At 70.2% G+C, this 14,242-nt stretch carries 13 protein-coding genes; 2 read left to right on the top strand and 11 right to left on the bottom strand.

Annotated elements, in window-relative coordinates; all coding sequences use genetic code 11:
• Window positions 1–15 precede the first annotated feature (15 nt).
• Window positions 16–945, top strand: a complete 930-nt coding sequence (locus tag OO52_RS04700; RefSeq protein WP_030641225.1) for a DUF389 domain-containing protein — start codon at window positions 16–18, stop codon at window positions 943–945.
• 45 nt (window positions 946–990) lie between these two features.
• Here OO52_RS04700 and glmM read toward each other — a convergent pair whose 3' ends face one another.
• The 3 genes from glmM to rplM form a co-directional block, all read right to left on the bottom strand.
• On the bottom strand, window positions 991–2,349 hold the full coding sequence (gene glmM / locus OO52_RS04695) for a phosphoglucosamine mutase (RefSeq protein WP_030641223.1): 1,359 nt from the start codon (window positions 2,347–2,349) through the stop codon (window positions 991–993).
• 179 nt (window positions 2,350–2,528) lie between these two features.
• Window positions 2,529–3,041 carry a 30S ribosomal protein S9 gene (gene rpsI / locus OO52_RS04690; protein ID WP_003998795.1) on the bottom strand — a complete coding sequence of 171 codons (513 nt, stop codon included), beginning with the start codon at window positions 3,039–3,041 and terminating at the stop codon, window positions 2,529–2,531.
• Between the two features lie 42 nt (window positions 3,042–3,083).
• The gene (rplM, locus tag OO52_RS04685) at window positions 3,084–3,527 is read right to left on the bottom strand and encodes a 50S ribosomal protein L13 (protein WP_003998796.1); all 444 of its coding nucleotides are present in this window, start codon (window positions 3,525–3,527) and stop codon (window positions 3,084–3,086) included.
• A 268-nt stretch (window positions 3,528–3,795) separates the two neighbouring features.
• Between rplM and OO52_RS04680 the strand changes: the two genes are divergently transcribed.
• Complete coding sequence (locus OO52_RS04680; RefSeq protein WP_030641221.1) at window positions 3,796–4,668, top strand: hypothetical protein; 873 nt, start codon at window positions 3,796–3,798, stop codon at window positions 4,666–4,668.
• 12 nt (window positions 4,669–4,680) lie between these two features.
• Here OO52_RS04680 and OO52_RS04675 read toward each other — a convergent pair whose 3' ends face one another.
• The 8 genes from OO52_RS04675 to OO52_RS04640 form a co-directional block, all read right to left on the bottom strand.
• On the bottom strand, window positions 4,681–5,424 hold the full coding sequence (locus tag OO52_RS04675) for a polyprenol monophosphomannose synthase (RefSeq protein WP_030641219.1): 744 nt from the start codon (window positions 5,422–5,424) through the stop codon (window positions 4,681–4,683).
• Entirely contained in the window at window positions 5,424–6,728 is a 1,305-nt protein-coding gene (locus OO52_RS04670; protein ID WP_030641217.1) for a UDP-glucose dehydrogenase family protein, read from the bottom strand. Before OO52_RS04670 ends, OO52_RS04675 begins: the two co-directional genes overlap by 1 nt.
• 37 nt (window positions 6,729–6,765) lie before the next feature.
• Window positions 6,766–8,643, bottom strand: coding sequence for a glycosyltransferase family 39 protein (locus tag OO52_RS04665; RefSeq protein ID WP_030641215.1), 1,878 nt, complete (start codon window positions 8,641–8,643; stop codon window positions 6,766–6,768).
• Window positions 8,640–9,701 carry a glycoside hydrolase family 26 protein gene (locus tag OO52_RS04660; RefSeq protein ID WP_030641213.1) on the bottom strand — a complete coding sequence of 354 codons (1,062 nt, stop codon included), beginning with the start codon at window positions 9,699–9,701 and terminating at the stop codon, window positions 8,640–8,642. Before OO52_RS04660 ends, OO52_RS04665 begins: the two co-directional genes overlap by 4 nt.
• A complete protein-coding gene (locus OO52_RS04655) occupies window positions 9,701–11,119 on the bottom strand; it encodes a glycosyltransferase family 2 protein (RefSeq protein WP_030641211.1) in 1,419 nt (472 codons plus the stop codon). Before OO52_RS04655 ends, OO52_RS04660 begins: the two co-directional genes overlap by 1 nt.
• 380 nt (window positions 11,120–11,499) lie before the next feature.
• The gene (gene truA / locus OO52_RS04650; RefSeq protein ID WP_030641209.1) at window positions 11,500–12,363 is read right to left on the bottom strand and encodes a tRNA pseudouridine(38-40) synthase TruA; all 864 of its coding nucleotides are present in this window, start codon (window positions 12,361–12,363) and stop codon (window positions 11,500–11,502) included.
• A gap of 74 nt (window positions 12,364–12,437) precedes the next feature.
• Window positions 12,438–12,929 (bottom strand): 50S ribosomal protein L17, encoded by a 492-nt coding sequence (gene rplQ / locus OO52_RS04645; protein ID WP_030641207.1) that lies wholly within the window; start codon window positions 12,927–12,929, stop codon window positions 12,438–12,440.
• A 178-nt stretch (window positions 12,930–13,107) separates the two neighbouring features.
• Window positions 13,108–14,130 (bottom strand): DNA-directed RNA polymerase subunit alpha, encoded by a 1,023-nt coding sequence (locus OO52_RS04640; protein WP_003966937.1) that lies wholly within the window; start codon window positions 14,128–14,130, stop codon window positions 13,108–13,110.
• Between the last annotated feature and the right edge of the window lie 112 nt (window positions 14,131–14,242).

Here is a 14,242-nt window from a genome sequence, read left to right as displayed (position 1 = left end):
GGTTGGATGGGCACCATGCTGCATCTGCGCCTGATCACCCCCGTGGAGCGGACCGACGAGGTGGTCCGTCTGATCGAGACGACGGTCGGCACCACCCATCTGGTGGTCCTGCCCGGCGCCGCCCGCGACCCCGCGGGAGACCTCGTCCTGTGCGACGTGGCCCGTGAGGCGGGCGACGAACTCATCGCCGGACTACGGCGCCTGGGCCTGGACGACACCGGCTCGATCGCCATGGAGACCATCGACCTCTCCCTGTCCCGGCGCGCCGACGAGGCCGAGGCCGAGGCGCCGGGAGAGGGCGCGGACGCGGTGCTGTGGGAGGGCCTGACCGAGGCCACCCACGAGGAGTCGACGCTGTCGGTCACCTACGTGGCCTTCATCACCCTGGCCACGATGATCGCCGCCTGCGGTGTCGTACTGGACAACGCGATCCTGATCGTGGGCGCGATGGCGGTGGGACCGGAGTTCGGCCCGCTGGCCGGTATCTGCACGGCCCTCGTGCGACGCCGTCCGCGCCTGGCGTGGCGCTCGCTGACCGCTCTGCTGGTGGGCTTCGCCGTGGCGATGGCCCTGACCGCGGGGTTCAGTCTGCTGATGGACGCGGTCGGCCTGTTCAGCAAGGCCCGGCTGGAGGCCGACCGCCCCAACACCGGCTTCATCTACGCGCCGGACTGGTTCTCGTTCGTCGTCGCCGTGCTCGCGGGGATCGCCGGCACGCTGTCGCTGACGTCCGCCAAGTCCGGCGCCCTGGTGGGCGTCGCCATCTCCGTGACGACCGTACCCGCGGCCGCCAACGCGGCCGTGGCGCTGATCTACGACGACACCCACCAGTCCGCACGCTCCTCGGAACAGCTCCTGCTGAACCTGCTGGGCATCGTCCTGGCCGGAACGCTCACCCTGCTCGCCCAGAAATCCTTCTGGAAGCGGCACCGGCAACGTCCCTAGGGGCGCGGCCCGCGACGCACGGCCGCCACGCCCCCGGACCCGGAACTATCCGAGCGCGGACTTCACCGCGTCGGCCAACCGCCCGGCGACGGACCGGGCCTGCTCGATGTCGGCGGCCTCGACCATCACCCGCACCAGCGGCTCGGTGCCCGAGGGACGCAGCAACACCCGTCCCGTCTCCCCGAGTTCCCGCTCGGCCTCGGACACGGCGGCGGCGAGGTCGGCCGACGTGCGCACCCGCGACTTGTCCACGTCGGGCACGTTGATCAGCACCTGCGGCAGCCGCTCCATGACGGAGGCCAGCTCCCGCAGCGTACGGCCGGTCTCCGCGACCCGGGCCGCCAGCAGCAGCCCGGTCAGCGTGCCGTCACCGGTGGTCGCGTGGTCGAGGACGATGACGTGCCCGGACTGCTCGCCGCCGAGGGCGTAGCCGTGCTCCTTCATCTCCTCCAGCACGTACCGGTCGCCGACGGCGGTCTGCACGAGCCGGATGCCCGCGCGTTCCATGGCCAGCTTGAAGCCGAGGTTGGACATCACGGTCGCGACGACGGTGTCGGAGCGCAGTGCGGAACGCTCCCGCATCGCCAGCGCGAGCACGGCGAGGATCTGGTCGCCGTCGACCTCGTCACCGGTGTGGTCCACGGCCAGGCAGCGGTCGGCGTCGCCGTCGTGTGCGATGCCGAGGTCCGCGCCGTGCTCGACGACCGCGGCCTTGAGCTTGTCCAGGTGGGTCGATCCGCAGCCGTCGTTGATGTTGAGGCCGTCCGGCTCGGCGCCGATCGTGACGACCTGGGCGCCGGCCCGGGCGAACGCCTCCGGCGAGACCCCCGAGGCCGCGCCGTGCGCTTCGTCCAGGACGATCTTGAGCCCGTCGAGCCGGTTGGGCAGCACCGCGAGCAGGTGGGCGACGTACTGCTCGAAGCCCTCCGCGTACGACCGCACGCGCCCGACGCCGGCGCCCGTCGGACGCTCCCACGGCTCGCCGTGCCGGTGCGCGTCGTAGACCGCCTCGATCCGGTCCTCCAGCTCGTCGGCGAGTTTGTGGCCGCCGCGCGCGAAGAACTTGATGCCGTTGTCCGGCATGGCGTTGTGACTGGCCGAGAGCATCACGCCGAGGTCGGCGCCGAGCGCTCCGGTCAGGTGTGCCACCGCGGGCGTCGGCAGCACGCCGACGCTCAGGACGTCCACGCCCGCGCTGGCCAGGCCGGCGACCACCGCCGCTTCCAGGAACTCCCCGGACGCGCGCGGGTCCCGCCCGACCACCGCCGTCGGCTTGTGGCCCTCGAAGGTGCCCGCCTCGGCCAGCACGTGCGCCGCGGCGACGGAGAGGCCGAGCGCCATCTCGGCCGTCAGATCCGCGTTGGCGACACCGCGCACGCCGTCCGTGCCGAAGAGTCGTCCCACTTGTCCTCCTGAGGAAGCGTCCTTGCTGCCGGGAATGATGGCAGACGCCATGCGATCCGATCACACAAGCCTTTGAGCGTCTTGTGTCGTTATACGCCCTTGGCGGGGATAAACGAACGCCCCGACGGCACAAGTGGCGTGCCGCCGGGGCGTTCGGAGTACGAGCAGGCAGCTGCTGGTTAGCGCTTGCTGTACTGCGGGGCCTTGCGGGCCTTCTTCAGACCGGCCTTCTTCCGCTCGACCGCGCGGTCGTCGCGGCGCAGGAAGCCGGCCTTCTTCAGCGGGCCACGGTTGTTGTCGACGTCGGCCTCGTTCAGCGCACGGGCGACACCGAGACGGAGCGCACCGGCCTGACCGGAGACACCGCCACCCGCGATGCGGGCGATGACGTCGTAACGGCCCTCGAGCTCCAGGACCTTGAACGGCTCGTTGACTTCCTGCTGGTGCACCTTGTTCGGGAAGTAGTCCTCGAGGGTGCGACCGTTGATCTTCCACTTGCCGGTGCCCGGGACGATCCGGACGCGGGCGATGGCGTTCTTGCGGCGGCCCAGGCCGGCGGCCGGCTGGGGCTCGCCGAAGCGGGAGGCCAGGGACTCCGAGGTGTACTCGCCCTCGACGGGGACCTCGGACTCGGTGGTGTAGCTGTCGATGTCAAGCTCTTCGAGCGGCTGCTCGGCAGTGGTCTCGGCCACGATTCTCCTCAGATTCTCTTCAGTCTTAGGGGGTGGCCGGACTTACTGCGCGACCTGGGTGATCTCGTACGGCTGCGGCTGCTGCGCGCCGTGCGGGTGCTGGTCACCCTTGTAGACCTTCAGCTTCGAGAGCATCTGACGGCCCAGGGAGTTCTTGGGGAGCATGCCCTTGACGGCCTTCTCGATGGCCTTCTCGGGGTTCTTGTCGAGCAGCTCGTCGTAGCGGACGGAGCGCAGACCACCCGGGTAACCGGAGTGGCGGTACGCCATCTTCTGGGTCCGCTTGTTGCCGGACAGGTGCACCTTGTCGGCGTTGATGATGATGACGAAGTCACCAGCGTCGACGTGCGGCGCGTAGATCGGCTTGTGCTTGCCCCGCAGGAGGGTCGCAGCGGTGGTGGCGAGACGGCCCAGGACAACGTCCTGAGCGTCGATGACGTGCCACTGGCGCGTCACATCGCCGGGCTTGGGGCTGTACGTACGCACGGTTCGTAGCCTTCGCTTCGAGTGAATGGTCCTAAACAAGGTCACCGAAACGATCACGACAGCCTTGACCCACGGCGGCGACGCAAACCGCGTGCGTGGGGTCGCTGGTCATCGGCCCGGTGGACCGGTGTAAGGGCCCGTCCCGTGAGAATGAGCAAGCCAATACACAACGAAGAAGTAGAGTACCGGGCCGCCCCCGGACGGGTCAAAACGAGGCAGGCCGCCACACGGACCCCGCACCACCCGCCCCCCGTCTAAGATGCGCCCCATGAGTAACGGGCAGGGGGGTCCCCAGTCTCAGTGGGATCCCTGGAAACCGCAATCCCAGCAGCCGTGGAACGGCGGAGCCGACGACGGGACCCCGGACTGGGCCGCGCTCGCCGAGGCCTCCGAGACGCGGAACAAGCGCCGCAAGCTGCTGTTCATAGCCGGCGGCGCGCTCGCCACCGTCGCGATAGGCACCGCGGTCGCCATGGCCGTCGTCTCCGCGAACGGCGGTGACCCGCAGGCCGGTCCCAGCAACCTGCCCGCCAGCGGATCGCTGCCCGGCACGGGCACCGCGACGCCGTCCTTCGCGCCCACCAGCGCGCCGCCGCCGCTGGACCCCACGGACTTCATATCCAGCGCCAAGAAGGACACCGCCCCGCTGAGCCCGGACACCCTGTTCCCGGGCAAGCAGCTGACCGTGGGCGGCACGGTGTACAAGAAGGGCCCGGCGGCCGACACCAAGAGCTGTGCCACCGCCACCGGCGGCACCCTCCCCAAGATCCTCACCGGCAACGGCTGCACCCGCCTGATGCGCGTGACCTACACGAACGGCGGCATCGCGGTCACCGTCGGCGTCGCCGTCTTCGACGACGCGGCCCAGGCCACCAAGGCCAAGGCCCAGACCGACGACCGGAGCATCGTGCGCTCGCTGTTCGGCAAGGCCGTCAAGCCCTTCTGCGACGGCGCGTTCTGCCGCTCGACCAGGAACGCCTACGGCCGCTACGCCTACTTCACGATCTCCGGCTTCACCAGCGGCAAGGACGTCACCACCAAGGACACCAAGGTCTTCGCCGCCGGCAACGACCTCGCCCAGTTCACCGCGAACCAGATCCACCGCCGCGGCCAGGTCCAGGCCTCGGCAGCCGCCCAGTAGGCGGGCGCGCGGCTACTGCCGCTTCAGCCGTAGCCGCAGCGGCACCACGGCCGACTCCAGCTGGGTGCGCAGGGTCATCTTGGAGGCACCCTCCGTGCGCTCGGCGAACCGGATCGGGACCTCCACGGCCGTGTGCCCGGCGCGCACGGCCTTGTACTTCAGCTCCACCTGGAAGCTGTAGCCCGCGCTGTCCAGGGACGACAGGTCCACGTCCCTGAGGGTCGCCGCCGACCACAGGTTGAAGCCGGCCGTGATGTCCTGGATCTCGGTGCCGAGGACGGCGCGCGCGTACCGGTTGGCGAAGCGGGACAGCAGCACCCGGTGCGCGCCCCACCGCTCGTCCAGGGAGCCGCCCTCGACGTACCGGCTGCCCACGACGAGGCCGGCGCCCGAGGCGAGAGCGGCCTCCAGCATGCGGGGCACGGCCTCCACCGGGTGGCTGCCGTCGGCGTCCATCTGGACGACGTACGCGGCGCCCTCCGCCAGCGCGGCGGACATCCCGGCGGTGTACGCCCGCCCCAGCCCGTCCTTCTCGGTGCGGTGCAGCACGCTCATCCGGCGCCGCCCGCCGCTGTTGTACTCCGCCGCCAGCTCCTCGGCGATCCGCCCGGTGCCGTCCGGGCTGGAGTCGTCGACGATCTTCAGATGCAGCCCTTCCAGCGGCAGCCCGAGCACCGCCTCGGCCATCCCCGGCAGGTTCGCCGCCTCGTTGTACGTCGGCATCACCACGGTGACCGGCAGCTCGTCCTGTGCCATCACTGTCCCTCCCCTGCGGGCGCCGGAGTGCCCAGCGCGCGGAACCGCCAGCCCGCCGCGGCCCAGCGGTCCGCGTCGAGCACCCCCCGCCCGTCCACGATCCGGGGACGGGCCACCAGCGCCGCCGCCCGCCGCGGGTCGATCTCCCGGAACTGCGGCCACTCGGTCAGATGCAGCACCAGGTCGGCCCCGCGCAGCGCGTCCTCCACGGTCAGCGCGTACCCGAGCAGCGGGAACGCCTTGCGGGCATTGTCCATCGCCTCGGGGTCGTGGACGGTGACGTCGGCGCCCTCCAGTCGCAGCCGGGCCGCCACGGCCAGCGCCGGCGAGTCCCGGATGTCGTCGGAGCCGGGCTTGAAGGCGGCACCGAGGACGGTGACCCGGGCGCCGAGCACGTCCGACCCGCACAGCTCGCGGGCCAGCTCCACCACCCGGTCCCGGCGCCGCATGTTGATCGCGTCGACCTCGCGCAGGAGGGTGAGCGGGACGCCCAGCTCGTCGGCGCGGTGCGCGAAGGCGCGGATGTCCTTCGGCAGGCAGCCGCCGCCGAAGCCGATCCCGGCGCGCAGGAACTTCGGGCCGATCCGGTCGTCGTGGCCCAGCGCCTCGGCGAGGGTGCGCACATCGCCGCCGGCCGCCTCGCAGACCTCGGCCATCGCGTTGATGAAGGAGATCTTGGTGGCGAGGAAGGCGTTGGCGGCCGTCTTGACCAGCTCGGCGGTCGGGAAGTCCGCGGTGACGAGCGGGGTGCCGGCGGCGAGGACCGGGGCGTACACCGCGCGCAGGATCGTCTCGGCGCGGGCGCTTTCCACGCCGAACACCAGCCGGTCCGGCCGCAGCGTGTCCTCGACCGCGAAGCCCTCGCGCAGGAACTCCGGGTTCCAGGCGACCTCGGTGGCCTGGGTGCGCGCCAGCCGCTCCGCCGTACCGACGGGCACGGTCGACTTGCCCACGACCAGCGCGTCCGGCGCCGCGTGCGCGGAGAGTGCGGCGAAGGCCGCGTCGACGTGGCTCAGGTCGGCGGCGCCGGAGTCCGCGCGCTGCGGGGTGCCGACGCACACGAAGTGCACCTCGCCGAAGGCACCGGCCTCGGCGAAGGAGGTGGTGAAGCGCAGCCGGCCGGTCGCGGTGTGCCGCGCGATCAGCTCGGGCAGGCCGGGCTCGTGGAAGGGCACGCGGCCGGCGCTCAGCGCGGCGACCTTCTCCGGGTCGACGTCGACGCCGAGCACGTCGTGGCCGAGTTCCGCCATGCAGGCGGCGTGGGTGGCACCGAGGTAGCCGGTGCCGATGACGGTGAGCCGCAAGGGAACGGCCTTTCTTGCTTCGGATGCTTCGGGTGCGTCAGGAGGTCTTGACCCAGATGCGGTAGTGACCGGTGCCGCTGGAGTTGCGGAAGGGCAGATCGGCGAGGAGCCGGTAGTGCGGATTGCCCTTGACCGCGTCCGCGACGACGGTGTCCACCCGTGGGTTGGTGAGACCGTCCAGGACGATCAGGTCGAACTCGCCGTCGCGCAGCGCCGCGCGGTAGGCGGCGTCGCCCTTGTGGTACGTGCCCTTCTTGTCCGTGTACTCCAGGGCGAAGACGCCCTGCCACTGCCGGTGGCTGGTCCTGTCGCGCAGGTAGTAGACGGGCACCTCGGGCGTCGAGGCGAGGTAGTGGCCCTTGCGGTCCACGTGGGAGTCGATGACCTGGATCATCTTCGAGGAGTCGGGCCAGACGCCGAAGCGCCAGTCCGCCTGCTGGATGCCGAGGCAGAGCGTCGCCGTCCACAGCATGATGCCGAGCTGGGGGTAGCGGAAGTGCGCCCCGATCAGCCGGGTCACGCCGACACCGGCCATCGGCGCGGCGAACAGCAGGCCGAAGCCGACGTGCTTGAACAGCGAGACCACGGTGCCCAGGTGCACCTGGTAGGCGGGTGCGAGCAGCGCGGTGCCGCACAGCACCAGCCCGAGCAGGGCCCGCCAGCGCCAGCCGGGGTTGCCGAGCCGCTGGGCGACCGGCGACTCGTTCATCCGGCTGCGCCGCACATAGGACAGGGCGCCGCCGACGGCGGTGAGGAACATCAGCCCGCCCCACTGGGCCGACCGCTGGAGCAGGAAGGCGGCGGTGTCGGAGCCGTGGTCGCGGTTGGTGGTGGTCTGCCGCACACCGGCGAGCAGATCGGTGCTGTACATGCCGGCCGCCAGCAGGGCGCCGATGCCGAGCGCGAGCAGCAGCATCCGCAGGAAGGCCTTGCCGCTCTTGTGCGGCCAGCCGGTGAGCAGCGCGAGCACGACGATCGTCGGCAGGTACAGGGCGGACGCGTACTTCACGCCGACGGCGAGGACGGCGACCGGCGCGGCGAGCAGCACGGCGGCCACGGGCGCCCGGTCGGTGCGGACGACGATCCAGGTGGCCAGGGCCAGCAGGAACACCGCGGCGGCGTCGTAGGTGGCGAAGTACCCCATGACGACGGTCGACTGCACCACGGCGAACAGCGCCGCGCCGGCCAGCGCGGCCCGCTCGTTGAACAGCCGCCGGGTGAAGGAGTACAGCAGCGCGGTGGTGCCCAGCATGAAGGCCAGGCTCAGGACGCGGGCCCCGGTGAGCCCGAAACGGTCGTCGACGACGGCGGCGAGCACCGGGTAGAGCTGCGGCGAGCCGGAGAAGTACGCCCCGTAGTCGATGGGCAGCGGGGTGCCGTGCAGCAGGTGCCGCAGTTCGGCGTGGCCGGCGGCCAGGTACAGGGCCTCGTCCTGGAACGCCGTGTTGGACAGGCGCAGCGGGAGCACCGCCTGGACGGCCAGGACGAACAGCAGCACGGCCCGGCTGACCCAGGCGCGCCGCCGGCTGGCGGCCATGTCCCAGCCGACCTCGGGCGTCTCGGGCACGGTGTACCCGGGCTCGGCGGGCGCCGGCGGCTCGGCCACCGGGTGCGGGGCGTGCGTCGGCTGGTCGTCCTGCTGCTGGTACGGATAGGTCCGGGGGTCGTAGTCGTACCCCTGGGGGACTTCGTAACCCTGTGGCTCGGCGTAGCCATGGGGCTCGGCGTAGCCCTGGGGTGTCTCGTGCCCCTGGGGCGTGGCGTAGCCCTGTGGTGCCTCGGGCCCCGGGGCCTGCTCGTGGCCCTGGGGCCGGCGCGGCGCGTACCCGTCGGAGTTGAACCAGCCGCCCTGCGGGTCGTCGTCCGCGTACGGGTCGTACGGCTGCGGGACGTAGTACTCGGGTCGTGAACTCATGACGGCTTCCGTACGTCGAAGCCGAACCGGTCGTCGGCGGCCAGGCGTCTGAACTCCTTCAGCGCCAGTGGGCTCGCCTCCAGCCGCCAGTCGGCGCGCTTCTTGTGGTTGAACCAGACGAAGCCGAGCATGTCGTCGTCCGCCGCGACGCCCGCGAACAGGTTGCGGATGTCGGCCCGCCGCCGTTCGCCGGGCATGGCGCCGGTCTCCAGGAGCAGGAGCGGCTTCTTGGTGAAGGTGCGGACCCGGTCGCGGGTGGTCCCGAAGACGCTGTCGAAGGAGTTGTCCTGGCCGGCGGTGAAGTAGCCGATCATTCCGACCCAGTCGACGTAGGCGTCGCCCGGGTAGTACGGCTTGAGCTTCACGTCCGGGACCGGGTTGACGATGTTGGGCGACCAGGCCCAGATGACGTTGGTGGCGCCCGCGTCCACGAAGGTCTGGTGGATGTGCCGCCAGGCGGCGACGTACTGGGCCGGGGTCACGTCGTTCGTGCCCCACTTCTCCCAGTGGCCGTTGAACTCGTCCGCGAAGTCGATCACCACGGGCAGGTTCAGCTTGCGGACCGCGGCCGCGTACTCCTTGATGTACGGGTCCGACTTGCCCGCCGCTATGTCGGCGACCGGGGTGTCGAAGGGCTCCCAGGACATCAGCGTCAGCGCGCCCTCGGCCCAGGCGTTGCGCACCCCGGTGGCGTCGAAGCCGTCGCCCCAGCCGGCGTAGTACTCGACCAGGTTCGGCTGCTTGCCGGTCATCTTCGTGTACGCGTCGACGTTCTTCATGGAGTTCGGCGCGCCGGGCACCGCGGCGCCGAAGTACTTCTTCGCCGGCTTCAGCAGGGGGGTGACGTCGTAGGGGACGTCCTGGCCGGAGCCGGCCGTGGCGTGCGGGGCGGACGTGCCGCCGCCGGACGCCGGCGAGTCGCCCGAGTCGTCGCCGAGCAGCGAGCAGCCGCTGAGCGCGAGGACGCCGACGAGGACGCCGGCCAGCGCGGCGCGGACCGGACGGCGGCTGCGGAGACGTGCCGCACGGACATTGCAAAATCGTTTCGTCAGTAGCATCAGGCGGCCTCCGCCCCCGAGCGCGGCTGGACCAGGACGCGACCCACGACCAGTGCGTAGAACAACCCGGAGGACAGGATCAGGGCGAAGTCCGGGGCGTTCATGGTGAACGTCCGGTACACCGCTGCGGTGACCCAGATCAGCGCCGTGCCTCCGCTCCAGGCCCACATGCCGATCCAGAAGCGCCGCGTCTTGTTCTTCTTCGCGCCGGAGGAACCGGTCGGCTGCCAGCCCATCCGGTTCTTGCGCAGGATGTCCCAGATGGCGAAGACGTGCGCCCAGCCGTACATCATGCGGGCCGCCCACGCCTCCAGGCGGTACGGCGCCCGGTGCCACATCGGGAAGACGATCGTGGTGTAGAGGATGCTGGGCAGCACCAGGAGCAGATGCTCCACCTTGAGCTTCTCCGGCATCATCAGCAGCAGCACGATCGGGATGACCGGCGCCGCGAAGGTGAACAGCGCGGTGTGGATGTAGTAGAAGAACCCGGACATGTAGCACAGCCGGCTGGAGAGCTTGATCTTCGCCCGCCAGAACTTGCGGCTGCCGAGCAGGCTCATCGAGCCCGAGCACCAGCGGTACTGCTGGTTGAAGAAGGCGCCCGCGGTGTCCGGGCACACGCCCGTGGAGACCGCGACCGGCACATAGCGCAGGTCCCAGCCGAGTCCCCGCAGATCGAAGCCGGTGTGCACGTCCTCGGAGTGCTCGATCAAGGTGGTGCCGCCGTTGGTCTCCAGGGCCGCCCGCCGGTAGATCGCGCAGGAACCGACGCAGATGGCGCCGTCGCTGCCCTGCCGCGACACCTGCACGGACCGGTAGAACAGCTCCTGCACCGCCCCCGCGCCGCGCTCGATCCAGTTCTGCGAGTCGAGCACCCGGAAGTACTGCGGGGACTGGACGATGCCGATCCGCGGATCGGCGTCCATGTACGGCAGCAGCTCCTCCAGCAGATCGGCGCGCGGGGTGAAGTCGGCGTCCAGGATCAGGATGTACTCGCCGTCGGACTGGGCGAAGCCGAAGTGGAGGTTGCCGGCCTTCTTGAACCAGCCCCGGTTCTCCCGGGTGCCGTAGCGGAACCCGAAGTCCCGGGCCATCGCCGCCAGCTCCGGACTCGCGCCGTCGTCCAGCACGAACGGCACACAGACCCCGGGGTACCGGTCGGCCATCGCCCGCACGTGCCGCCAGGTGTTGTGCAGCACCTCGATGGGCTCTCCGCACACCGGCAGGAACACGTCGACGGACGGGTAGACCTCGGGCCGCCAGTTCTGCACCAGCCGCCGGTGGTGGGCGATGTCGAAGTCCCGGGTGAATCCGTTCACCCGCAGCGACACCAGGTAGTAGATCACCGTGAACACCAGCAGCGGGGTGTAGATCCACAGCACCGGCGTGGACTGCGCCAGCTTGAACTGGCTCACCACCAGACAGCAGAAACTGACCAGCGAGCTGATGGTCAGGATCCACAGATGCCGGTGCGCGTAGGAGTACTTCTCCCGGTCCGTCGGCGGCAGCGGCAGCAGTCCGAGCGCGGGGTTCCCGCCCCGCGCGGCCCGTCGCCGCCCACCACTCTGGCGCGCCGCGCGACGCCCCCCGGTCCGCACGGGACCCACTGAAGTCATGCCTTGTCCAACCCCGGGCGTATCGGCCCGTCGACCCCCCAGCCAACCCCGGCCACCCCTGTCGAACATCTGGCCGGGAGGCGCAACTGTAACCGAGCGGTATGAAACGCGTAAGAGTTGGTAAGGGGGTTACGCCTGGTAAGTCCAGACATGAGGCATAAGATCAGCGAAATGCAACGTAACTAACAGGTTTCGCAGCCCGGCGCTCCGGGAAGCGACCGCTTGTTCCGGGCCTCCTTGCTCCGGGCCGCCAGCAGTTCGTCGGCCGGATAGCCGACCTCCTCCAGCGTCAGCCCGTGCGGACGTACGACATGCACGGCGGAGTCCCGCACTCCCGCGGCCAGCACCTTCCCGGGCCACTCGGGCCCCCGGTGCCCGTCCCCGACGAACAGCAGCGCGCCGATCAGCGACCGCACCATGTTGTGGCAGAAGGCGTCCGCGCGCACGGTGGCGGTGATGATCCCGTCATCCCCCCTGACCAGGCTCAGCTCCTGGAGCGTGCGGATCGTGGTCGCCCCTTCCCGCCTCTTGCAGTAGGCAGCGAAGTCGTGCTCCCCGAGCAGCGCCCGGGCGGCCTCGTTCATGGCGTCCACGTCGAGCGGCCAGTCGTGCCACAGCACGTGGTTGCGCAGCAGCGGGTCCACACCGCCCGGGTTGTCGGTCACCCGGTAGGCGTACCGCCGCCAGACGGCCGAGAACCGCGCGTTGAAACCGCTCGGCGCCTCCCTGAGCGCCCACACCCGCACGTCCCTCGGCAGCCGGCCGGCGAGCCGCTTGAGCAGCTTCTCGTGATGCTCACGCCAGACACCCTCGGGCAGATCCACGTGCGCCACCTGCCCGCGCGCGTGCACCCCGGCGTCGGTCCGCCCGGCGACCGTCAGCTCATAGGTCTCCCGGGACCGGGTCACCGTCCGCAGGGCGTCCTCGATCTCCCCCTGCACGGTCCGCCTGCCACCGGCCTGCTTGGCCCAGCCGTGGAAGTCGGTGCCGTCGTAGGACAGGTCGAGACGGAGACGGACATGGCCGGGCTGTACTTCGTCACTCACGTACAGATCCTCTCAAGTACGCGAAAGCGGGCCCGCCCCGAAGGGCGAACCCGCTTCCCGCGTCAGGCAGAGCCTCAGGCGTCCTTGGACTCCTCGGCGGGAGCCTCGGTCTCCTCGACCTTGGTCTCCTCGGCCTTGGCCTCCTCGGCCTCCTTGACCGCACGCTTGGTGGCGGCCTCGGCCTCACCGGTCGCCTGCTGGGCGACCGTCAGCGCCTCGACCAGCTCGATGACGGCCATGGGCGCGTTGTCGCCACGGCGGTTACCGATCTTGGTGATGCGGGTGTAGCCACCGGGACGGTTCTCGTACCGCGGGCCGATCTCGGTGAAGAGCGTGTGGACGACGCTCTTGTCCGTGATGACCTGAAGCACCTGGCGGCGGTTGTGAAGGTCGCCCTTCTTCGCCTTGGTGATCAGACGCTCGGCGTACGGACGCAGACGGCGCGCCTTCGCCTCGGTGGTGGTGATACGGCCGTGCTCGAAGAGGCTCTTCGCCAGGTTCGCGAGGAGCAGCTTCTCGTGCGCGGCGCTGCCGCCCAGACGGGCACCCTTGGTGGGCTTCGGCATGGTTCTTCTCCTGTGTGTCTGCCCCGGCCGTATCAGGTACCGGGGTCAGTATCCGAGCGAGCGGTTGCTCGTCGGAGATCCGGGGCGTCCCCGAAGGGGCGCCCCGGAAGGGGCGCGGGGAACTGCGCGGCCAGCCACAACCGGCCCGCAGAAACAGTACGGCCTCCCCGCGGAGCGCTCAGTACTGCTCGGTCTCCACGAAACCGGCGTCAGCGTCGTCATCGGCACCGAACGCGTCCGCGGCGGCGGTCGGGTCGAATCCGGGCGGGCTGTCCTTGAGGGCCAGGCCCATGCCGGCCAGCTTCGCCTTGACCTCGTCGATGGACTTCGCACCGAAGTTGCGGATGTCCAGCAGGTCGGCCTCGGAGCGCGCGACCAGCTCACCCACGGAGTGGATGCCCTCACGCTTGAGGCAGTTGTACGACCGAACGGTGAGCTCCAGCTCCTCGATCGGCAGCGCCAGGTCGGCGGCGAGCGCGGCGTCCGTCGGGGACGGACCCATGTCGATGCCCTCGGCGTCGATGTTCAGCTCGCGCGCGAGACCGAACAGCTCGACCAGCGTCTTACCGGCGGAGGCCATGGCGTCACGCGGACGCATCGCCTGCTTGGTCTCGACGTCGACGATCAGCTTGTCGAAGTCGGTGCGCTGCTCGACACGCGTGGCCTCGACCTTGTACGTGACCTTCAGAACCGGCGAGTAGATCGAGTCGACCGGGATACGGCCGATCTCCTGGCCCACCTGCTTGTTCTGCACGGCGGAGACGTAACCGCGGCCACGCTCGACCGTCAGCTCCATCTCCAGCTTGCCCTTGCCGTTGAGCGTGGCGAGGACGAGGTCGGGGTTGTGCACCTCGACACCGGCCGGGGGCGCGATGTCGGCGGCGGTGACCAGACCCGGGCCCTGCTTGCGCAGGTACATCACGACCGGCTCGTCGTGCTCCGAGGAGACGACCAGCTGCTTGATGTTGAGGATCAGGTCGGTGACGTCCTCCTTGACGCCCGGCACGGTGGTGAACTCGTGCAGCACGCCGTCGATCCGGATGCTGGTGACAGCGGCACCGGGGATCGAGGAGAGGAGGGTACGGCGGAGGGAGTTGCCGAGGGTGTAGCCGAAGCCCGGCTCCAGCGGCTCGATCACGAACCGGGAGCGGAACTCGTCGACGACCTCTTCGGTCAACGAGGGACGCTGAGCGATCAGCATGTGTGGATCAGATCCTTCTTTCGTGGACGCCCGCTATTTGACGTCCGACGGAAACCGCGCCCGAGAAAAGCGCGGGTACTGCAAGGGTACGGGCGGCACGACCCGAAAGAGC

The organism is Streptomyces flaveolus (assembly GCF_000716535.1).
In the GTDB taxonomy this organism is placed as follows: Bacteria; Actinomycetota; Actinomycetes; order Streptomycetales; family Streptomycetaceae; genus Streptomyces; species Streptomyces flaveolus_A.
The sequence above is the reverse complement of the archived record's forward strand: the minus strand, read 5'-3'. Positions and strand labels throughout refer to the sequence as shown.